This window comes from Streptomyces sp. NRRL S-378, assembly GCF_000720645.1.
Lineage (GTDB): Bacteria > Actinomycetota > Actinomycetes > Streptomycetales > Streptomycetaceae > Streptomyces.
The window spans coordinates 1-8726 of the sequence record NZ_JOBX01000118.1 but is presented as its reverse complement, the minus strand read 5'-3'; the positions used below and the strand labels follow the sequence as shown (position 1 = coordinate 8726).

Annotated in this window: 6 protein-coding genes; 5 read left to right on the top strand and 1 reads right to left on the bottom strand. The window is 73.2% G+C overall.

What is annotated here, in order from left to right; genetic code table 11:
• Positions 1-189: 189 nt before the first annotated feature.
• The 4 genes from IH80_RS0137400 (at position 190) to IH80_RS0137385 (ending at position 6659) form a co-directional block, all read left to right on the top strand.
• Positions 190-2388: a molybdopterin-dependent oxidoreductase gene (locus IH80_RS0137400; protein WP_030966350.1), complete on the top strand. Its 2199-nt coding sequence runs from the start codon at positions 190-192 to the stop codon at positions 2386-2388.
• A 73-nt stretch (positions 2389-2461) separates the two neighbouring features.
• Positions 2462-3973, top strand: coding sequence for a CitMHS family transporter (locus IH80_RS0137395; protein ID WP_030966349.1), 1512 nt, complete (start codon positions 2462-2464; stop codon positions 3971-3973).
• Between the two features lie 97 nt (positions 3974-4070).
• Positions 4071-5483 (top strand): aldehyde dehydrogenase family protein, encoded by a 1413-nt coding sequence (locus IH80_RS0137390; RefSeq protein ID WP_030966348.1) that lies wholly within the window; start codon positions 4071-4073, stop codon positions 5481-5483.
• 93 nt (positions 5484-5576) lie between these two features.
• Positions 5577-6659: a Zn-dependent alcohol dehydrogenase gene (locus IH80_RS0137385; RefSeq protein ID WP_030966347.1), complete on the top strand. Its 1083-nt coding sequence runs from the start codon at positions 5577-5579 to the stop codon at positions 6657-6659.
• Positions 6660-6778: 119 nt separating this feature from the next.
• Here IH80_RS0137385 and IH80_RS0137380 read toward each other — a convergent pair whose 3' ends face one another.
• Positions 6779-7471 carry a TetR/AcrR family transcriptional regulator gene (locus tag IH80_RS0137380; protein ID WP_030966346.1) on the bottom strand — a complete coding sequence of 231 codons (693 nt, stop codon included), beginning with the start codon at positions 7469-7471 and terminating at the stop codon, positions 6779-6781.
• Positions 7472-7551: 80 nt separating this feature from the next.
• Here IH80_RS0137380 and IH80_RS0137375 point away from each other — a divergent pair, with 80 nt between their 5' ends.
• Positions 7552-8703, top strand: coding sequence for an acyl-CoA dehydrogenase family protein (locus IH80_RS0137375; RefSeq protein ID WP_030966345.1), 1152 nt, complete (start codon positions 7552-7554; stop codon positions 8701-8703).
• The last annotated feature ends 23 nt before the right edge of the window (positions 8704-8726 follow it).

Here is an 8726-nt window from a genome sequence, read left to right as displayed (position 1 = left end):
CCGCCACCCCCTGCCCGGCGCCACCACCCGTCCGGGGCTCCGCCCGCGCCCGTCGCCGGCCCCGCGAGCCCTGTCCGGGCGCCTCTCGCGGGCTGCGACCTCGTTCCACTCCCTCGCCACCGTGCCTACCGGTCGGTATGCTCGGGCTCCCCGCGTGTCCACGCCGCAGCCTGCCACCCTGGAGGGCCCATGCCCCGCACCGCCCTGCGCATCTGCCCCCTCTGCGAAGCCACCTGCGGCCTCACCCTCACCATCGAAGGCGTCACGGTCACCGGCGCCCGCGGGGACCGGGACGACGTCTTCAGCCGCGGTTTCATCTGCCCCAAGGGCGCCGCCTTCGGGCAGATCGACGCCGACCCCGACCGCCTGCGCAACCCCCTCGTCCGCCGGGCCGGCCGCCTGCGGGAAGCCACATGGGAGGAGGCCTTCGACACCGTCGCCGCCGCCGTGCCCGACCTCGTACGGGAGTACGGACCCCGGTCCGTCGGCGTGGTCCTCGGCAACCCGAACGTGCACACCATGGCCGGTGCGCTCTACCCGCCGCTGCTCGTCAAGTCCCTCGGCACCCGCAACCTCTTCACCGCCAGCACGCTCGACCAGATGCCCAAGCACGTCTCCAGCGGACTCCTCTTCGGGGACCCCCTGGCCATCCCGGTCCCCGACCTCGACCGCACCGATTTCCTGCTGCTCCTCGGCGCCAACCCGGTGGAGTCCAACGGTTCCCTCTGCACCGCCCCGGACTTCCCCGGCCGGCTCAAGGCCCTGCGCGCCCGCGGCGGCACCCTCGTCGTCGTCGACCCGCGCCGCACCCGGACCGCGGCCCTCGCCGACCGGCACCTCGCGCCGCGTCCCGGCAGCGACGTGTTCCTGCTCGCCGCCCTCGCGCACACCCTGATCGCCGAGAAGCGCGCCGCTCCCGGGACGCTGGAGGAACATGTCGAGGGGCTCCGGGAACTCGGCGCCGCCCTCGGGAGTTTCACTCCTGAGGCCGTCGCCCCCGCCTGCGACCTCACGGCCGACGAGATACGTGGCCTCGCCCGCGAGCTCGCCGCCGCACCCACCGCCGCCGTCTACGGACGGATCGGCAGCTGCACCGTCGAGCACGGCACGCTCGCCAGCTGGCTCGTCGACGTACTGAACATCCTCACCGGCAACCTCGACCGGCCCGGCGGAGCCCTCTTCCCGCTCTCCGCCACCGACCGCGCCCCCCGGCCGGCCGGTCCCGGCAAGGGCTTCGCGGTCGGCCGCTGGCACAGCCGGGTCAGCGGCCACCCCGAAGCGAAGAGCGAACTGCCCATCACGGCCCTGGCCGAGGAGATCGAGACGCCGGGGGAGGGGCGCATCCGTACCCTCATCGCCATCGCCGCCAACCCCGTCCTCTCCGCACCCGACGGCGACCGCCTCGACCGGGCCCTGGCCGGACTGGACTTCATGGTCTCGGTCGACCCGTACCTGAACGAGACCTCCCGCCACGCCCACGTCGTGCTGCCCCCGCCCCCGCCCGCGCAGAGCGCGCACTTCGACTTCGCCTTCAACGCCTTCGCCATGCGCAACCAGGCCCGCTACTCGCGGCCCGCCATCCCCCTGGAGGAGGGGCGGATGGACGAGTGCGAGATCCACGCGCGCCTGATCCTCGCCGTGTCAGGACTGCACGGAGCCCCGCCGGGAGCCGTCGACGAACGCGTCATCGACGACACGCTCGCCCGGGCCGTCACCGACGCGCACTCACCGCTGCACGGCGCCGACCCGGCCGCGCAGGCCCGTCGGCTGGCCGGTCGCACGGGCCCGGAGCGGCGACTGGACATGATGCTGCGCCTCGGGCCGTACGAGCTGGGCCTGGAGGACCTGCTGAAGACGCCGCACGGCATCGACCTGGGCCCGCTGCGGCCCCGGCTCCCGGAAGTGCTGAGGACGCGCAGCGGCAGGATCGAGCTGCTCCCGGACCCGATCGCGGCCGAACTCCCCGGACTGCGCGCGGCGCTCGCCGACCGTCCCGCCGCCCTGGTGCTCGTGGGCCGCCGCCACCTGCGGTCCAACAACAGCTGGTTGCACAACGTCCCGGCCCTCACCGGAGGTTCCAACCGCTGCACCCTGCACGTCCACCCGCAGGACGCAGCCCGGCTGGGGCTCACCGACGGCGGGCGGGCCAGGGTCGCCGCCGACGGCGGCAGCGTGGAGGTCCCCGTCGAGGTCACCGACGCCGTCCGCGCGGGAGTGGTGAGCCTCCCGCACGGCTGGGGCCACGACCGCGCCGGCACCCGCCTGGGTGTGGCGTCCGCCGCGCCCGGAGCCAACGTCAACCAGCTCCTCGACGGCACCCGGATCGACCGGCTCTCCGGCACCGCCGTGCTCAACGCCTTCCCCGTCGAGCTGACACCCCTGCCCTGAGCTGGGGTTTTGCTCGTATTGCTCACGCGTCCACGTCTTGTTGGCCCCAGGAGACGGCGCCTACCTTCCCCCCATGCTGACCTTCCTCGGCTTCGCCATGATCGCGACCTTCCTGGTCCTGATCATGATGAAGAAAATGTCGCCCATCGCGGCGCTCGTCCTCATCCCCGCGCTGTTCTGCGTGTTCGCAGGCAAGGGCGCACACCTCGGCGACTACGTCATCGAAGGCGTCGGCAAGCTCGCACCGACCGCCGCCATGCTGATGTTCGCCATCGTCTACTTCGGCCTGATGATCGACGTCGGCCTCTTCGATCCGATCGTCCGGGGCATCCTGCGCTTCTGCAAGGCCGACCCGATGCGCGTCGTCGTCGGTACGGCCGTCCTCGCCGCGATCGTCTCGCTCGACGGTGACGGATCGACCACCTTCATGATCACGGTCTCGGCCATGTACCCGCTCTACAAGCGGCTCGGCCTCAGCCTGGTGGTCATGACGGGTGTCGCGGCCACGGCCAACGGCGTCATGAACACCCTGCCCTGGGGCGGTCCCACGGCCCGCGCCGCGACCGCCCTGAAGCTCGACGCCGCCGACATCTTCGTCCCGATGATCCCGGCCCTCGCGGTGGGCCTGCTCTTCGTGTTCGCCCTGGCGTACGTCCTCGGCCTGCGGGAGCGCCGTCGCGTCGGAGTGCTGGCGCTCCCCGGCCAGAAGACGCCCGGGGAGGTCGCGGAGGCCGAGGATGCCGAGAAGGTCGAGAAGGTCGAGGGCGTCGAGGGGGACCTGGTCACGGCCGCCGCCGGGAGCGTCGGCGGGAGCGGTTCCGCCGGTTCGGCGGCGTCGGGCGCGTCCGCCGGGCCGACGCCCGCCGCGACATCTGCCTCCACCCCCACCGCCATCCCCGGATCCGCAGCCGGGGACGCCCGGGGGAACGCCCCCGAGGACGGGTTCCAGGGCCTCGACCCCGACCGGGCCACCCTGCGCCCCCGCCTCTACTGGTTCAACGCCGGTCTCACCGTTGCCCTCCTCGCCGCGATGATCACGGAGTTGCTGCCCATCCCGGTGCTGTTCCTGCTCGGCGCCGCCCTCGCGCTCACCGTCAACTTCCCGCACATGCCCGACCAGAAGGCCAGGCTCGCCGCCCACGCCGACAACGTTCTCAACGTCGCCGGCATGGTCTTCGCCGCCGCCGTCTTCACCGGAGTCCTCACCGGCACCGGCATGGTCAAGCACATGGCCGACTGGCTGGTCGGAGCCATCCCCGACGGCATGGGCCCGCACATGGCACTGGTCACCGGCCTGCTCAGCCTGCCGCTCACCTACTTCATGTCCAACGACGGCTTCTACTTCGGTGTCCTGCCCGTCCTGGCGGAGGCCGGCGCCGCCCACGGCGTGTCCCCGCTCGAGATCGCCCGCGCCTCCCTCGTCGGCCAGGCGCTGCACATGTCGAGCCCGCTGGTTCCGGCCGTCTACGTCCTGGTCGGCATGGCCAAGGTCGAGTTCGGCGACCACACCCGATTCACCGTGAAGTGGGCGGCCCTCACCTCACTCGTCGTCCTCGGGGCAGGGATGCTTTTCGGCATCATCTGACCCCGGCCGCACCCTGGCCGACAAAAACTACCGACGCTAGTTTGTAGGGTGACGGAGAGGTCGGAACACGCGCACCTGCGTACTCGGGAGGAATGCCATGAAGGCCCAGGACGGGATGTACATCGACGGCGCGTGGCGGCCCGCCGTCGGAACCGGCCGGATCGACGTCGTCAACCCGGCCGACGGCCAGGTCATCGCCCAGGTCCCGGCAGGCACCGAGGAGGACGTGGACGCGGCCGTACGCGCGGCCCGCGCGGCCCTGCCCGGCTGGGCTGCGACGCCCCCGGCCGAGCGGGCCGCCCTGATCGGCGCACTCCGCGACGCCCTGCAGGACCGCAAGGGGGAGCTGACCGAGACGGTCACCGCCGAACTCGGTGCCCCGCTCCCCTTCGCCAAGGCCGTCCACGTCGGAGCGTCGATCGCCGTGGTCTCCACCTACGTCGACCTCGCCGCCTCGTACGCCTTCGAGGAGCGCATCGGGAACTCCACGGTCCTGCTGGAACCGGTCGGCGTGGTCGGGGCCATCACGCCCTGGAACTACCCGCTGTACCAAGTCGTTGCCAAGGTGGCACCCGCTCTCGCCGCCGGCTGCACCCTCGTCCTCAAGCCGGCGGAGGACACCCCGCTGACCGCGCAGCTCTTCGCCGAGGCCGTGCACGAGGCGGGGATCCCGGCCGGAGTCTTCAACCTGGTGACCGGTACGGGCCCGGTCGCGGGCCAGGCCCTGGCCGCCCACGAGGGAGTCGACTTCGTCTCCTTCACCGGCTCGACCGCCGTCGGCAAGCAGGTCGGCGCCACGGCCGGCGCCGCGGTCAAGCGCGTCGCCCTCGAACTGGGCGGCAAGTCGGCGAACGTCATCCTGCCCGGGGCCGACCTGCCCAGGGCCGTCGCGGCCGGCGTCGGCCACGTCATGAACAACACCGGCCAGAGCTGCAACGCGCTCACCCGGATGCTCGTCCACCGGGACCAGTACGAGGAGGCCGTCTCGCTCGCGGTCGCCGCCGTCGCCGACCACCCCACCGGCGACCCCCGTACGGAGGGCACCCGCGTCGGCCCCGTCGTCAACGCCAAGCAGCACGAGCGCGTCCGCGGGTTCATCGCCAAGGGCCTGGAGGAGGGCGCCCGCCTGGTCGCGGGCGGGCCGGACGCGCCGCACGAACAGGGGTACTTCATCGCCCCGACCGTGTTCGCCGACGTGACCCCCGACATGGCCATCGCCCAGGAGGAGATCTTCGGCCCGGTGCTGTCGATCCTCGCGTACGAGGACGAGGAGGATGCCCTGCGCATCGCCAACGGCACCGTCTACGGCCTGGGCGGCGCCGTCTGGGCCGCGGACGAGGAGACGGCCGCCGCCTTCGCGCGCCGCATGGACACCGGGCAGGTGGACATCAACGGCGGCCGCTACAACATCCTCGCGCCCTTCGGCGGCCACAAGCAGTCGGGCGTCGGCCGTGAGCTGGGCCCCCACGGCCTGGCGGAGTACCTCCAGACCAAGTCCCTGCAGTTCTGAACCAGTAGCAGCCACAGCCCCCGCTGCTGTACCACTCGCACCCGCTGCATCCGCACGCTCCCGCCCCCGTACCGGAAAGTCGAGACGACGCCCATGGTCCGCGCCGCCATCCTGCCCGCCGTCGGAGCACCGCTGGAGATAAGGGAGATCGTGCTGCCCGATCCCGGGCCCGGGCAGGTCCGCGTCCGGCTCGCCGCGGCCGGCGTCTGCCACTCCGACCTCTCCCTCACCAACGGCACCATGCGGGTTCCCGTGCCCGCCGTCCTCGGCCATGAGGGCGCGGGCACGGTCCTCGCCGTCGGCGAGGGCGTCACGCACGTCGCCCCCGGCGACGGCGTCGTGCTCAACTGGGCCCCGTCCTGCGGGACGTGCCACCACTGCAGCATCGGCGAGGTCTGGCTGTGCGCGACCGCGCTCGCCGGGGTCGGGAACATCCACGCACACGACGTCCGTGGCACCGCACTGCACCCCGGGCTGAACGTGGCCGCGTTCGCCGAGGAGACCGTCGTCGCGGCCAACTGCGTGCTGCCCGCACCCGCGGGGATCCCGCTCGCCGAGGCCGCGCTGCTCGGCTGCGCCGTCCTCACCGGCTACGGGGCCGTCCACCACCATGCCCAGGTCCGCCCGGGTGAGTCGGTGGCCGTCTTCGGCGTCGGCGGGGTCGGCCTGGCCGCACTCCAGGCGGCCCGGATCGCACAGGCCGGCCCGGTCATCGCCGTCGACGTGTCACCGGCCAAGGAGGAACTGGCGCGTGCGGCCGGAGCCACCGAGTTCGTGCTCGCCTCGGACACCACCGCCCGGGAGGTCCGTGCGCTCACCGGTGGACGGGGCGCGGACGTCGCCGTCGAGTGCGTCGGCCGGGCCGAGACCATCCGTGGGGCGTGGGAGTCGACCCGCCGCGGCGGCCGCACCACGGTCGTCGGCATCGGCGGCAAGGAACAGCAGGTCACCTTCCACGCCCTGGAGATCTTCCACTTCGCCCGCACCCTCTCCGGTTGTGTCTACGGCAACAGCGACCCCGCCCGCGACCTCCCCGTGATCGCCGAGCACGTCCGCGCCGGCCGTCTCGACCTGGGCGCCCTGGTGACCGACCGGATCACCCTCGACGACATCCCGGCCGCCTTCGACGCGATGCTGGCCGGCAAGGGCGGCCGCTCCCTCGTCGTCTTCGGGTAGCCCCCGGCCCCGGCCCCGGCCCCCCACACACGGCCGGATTCGCAGCAGCAGCACGGCCGCCGCACCGTCGCCACCCTGCGGCGGCCGCACCGTCGTCACCGTGCGGCGGCCGCGCCGTGTCAGGCGGGCCGCTCCCCGCGCCGCAGCGCCTCGTACTGGAGGGCCAGGCCGTCGAGCAGCGCCTCCAGCCCGGTCTCGAACGCGCCCTCGTCCACCTCGCGCTGCCGCTCGGCCAGCAGGTGGGCCTGGCCCAGGTGCGGGTAGTCCGCCGGGTCGTACGCCGTGCGGTCGTCGACGAACCCCCGGGCGAAGGAACCGACCGCCGAGCCCAGGATGAAGTACCGCATCAGCGCGCCGATCCGTGTCGCATGGGCGGCCGGCCACCCGGCCGCGGTCATCGCGCCGAACACCGCGTCGGCCACCCGCAGGCCCGCCGGGCGGCGCCCGGGCCCGCGCGCCAGCACCGGCACGATGTTGGGGTGGTCGGCCAGGGCGTCCCGGTACGAGTGCGCCCACGCCTGCAGGGCGCCCCGCCAGTCCTGCCCGTCCTCGCCCCCGGTCCCGCCGCCGGCCCCCACGCTTTCGAACATCGACAGGTCGACCCGCGAACTCACCGCGTCCGCCACGGCGTCCAGGATCTCGTCCTTGGTGCGGAAGTGGTTGTAGAGCGAGGGCCCGCTGACCCCGAGCGCGGCCGCCAGCCGCCGGGTCGACACCGCCTCCAGCCCCTCCGCGTCGACCAGCGCCCCGGCCGCCTCGACGATGCGGTCCCGGCTGAGAAGGGGCTTGCGCGGTCTGGCCATGCGCCACATAGTAAAGCCTGCCCCTCAAAAACTACCGGTGCTAGTTAAACGGGCGCCGTCCACCCGCCACCCGCCTGGAGGAGGTCCCGGTGAATCTGGAGCTGAGCGAGGAGCAGAGCGCCGTACGCCGGCTCGCCCGCGAGTTCGCCGAGCGCGAGATCGTCCCGTACGCCGCAGAGTGGGACCGCGCCGAGAGCGTGGACCGGGCCGTCGTGAAGAAGCTGGCCGCGCTCGGCTTCCTCGGTCTGACCGTCCCCGAGGAGTACGGCGGCTCCGGCGGCGACCACCTCTCCTACGCACTGGTCACCGAGGAGCTCGGCCGCGGCGACTCCGCCGTGCGCGGGATCGTCTCCGTCTCCCTCGGCCTGGTCGGCAAGACCGTCGCCGCCTGGGGGAACGAGGAGCAGAAGCGCGCCTGGCTGCCCCGCCTGTGCTCCGGCGACGCGCTCGGCTGCTTCGGGCTGACCGAGCCCGGGACCGGCTCCGACGCCGCGAACCTCACCACCCGCGCCGTGCGCGAGGGGGACGCGTACGTCCTCCACGGGACCAAGACGTTCATCAGCAACGGCACCTGGGCCGATGTCGCGCTGCTCTTCGCCCGCACCGGCGAGGAGCCGGGCCACCGCGGGATCTCCGCCTTCCTCGTCCCCACCGACACCCCCGGCCTGACGCGCCGCGAGATCCACGGCAAGCTCGGCCTGCGCGCGCAGCCCACCGCCGAACTCGTCCTCGACGGCGTCCGCGTGCCCGCCTCCGCGCTGCTCGGCCCGCCGGGCAAGGGCTTCTCGGTGGCCATGTCCGCCCTCGCCAAGGGCCGCATGTCGGTCGCCGCCGGCTGTGTCGGCATCGCGCAGGCCGCCCTGGATGCGGCCGTCTCGTACGCCGCCCACCGCGAGCAGTTCGGCAAGTCGATCGCCCAGCACCAGCTGGTCCAGGAACTGATCGCGGACATCTCGGTCGACGTGGACGCGGCCCGGCTGCTGACCTGGCGCGTCGCGGACCTCATCGACCGCGGGCAGCCCTTCGCCACCGAGTCCTCCACCGCCAAGCTGTTCGCCTCCGAAGCCGCCGTGCGCGCCGCGAGCAACGCCCTGCAGGTGCACGGCGGTTACGGATACATCGACGAGTACCCGACGGGGAAGCTGCTGCGCGACGCCCGCGTGACGACCCTGTACGAGGGGACCAGCCAGATCCAGAAGCTCCTCATCGGCCGCGCCCACACCGGGGTGTCCGCCTTCTAGCCCCCCGGCCCCCGGCCCCCGGC

Bases quoted from the DNA above. Each gene is read 5' to 3' on its own strand.
- IH80_RS0137400 (WP_030966350.1), top strand. From the start codon at position 190: ATGCCCCGCACCGCCCTGCGCATCTGCCCCCTCTGCGAAGCCACCTGC.
- IH80_RS0137395 (WP_030966349.1), top strand. From the start codon at position 2,462: ATGCTGACCTTCCTCGGCTTCGCCATGATCGCGACCTTCCTGGTCCTG.
- IH80_RS0137390 (WP_030966348.1), top strand. From the start codon at position 4,071: ATGAAGGCCCAGGACGGGATGTACATCGACGGCGCGTGGCGGCCCGCC.
- IH80_RS0137380 (WP_030966346.1), bottom strand. From the start codon at position 7,471: ATGTGGCGCATGGCCAGACCGCGCAAGCCCCTTCTCAGCCGGGACCGC.
- IH80_RS0137385 (WP_030966347.1), top strand. From the start codon at position 5,577: ATGGTCCGCGCCGCCATCCTGCCCGCCGTCGGAGCACCGCTGGAGATA.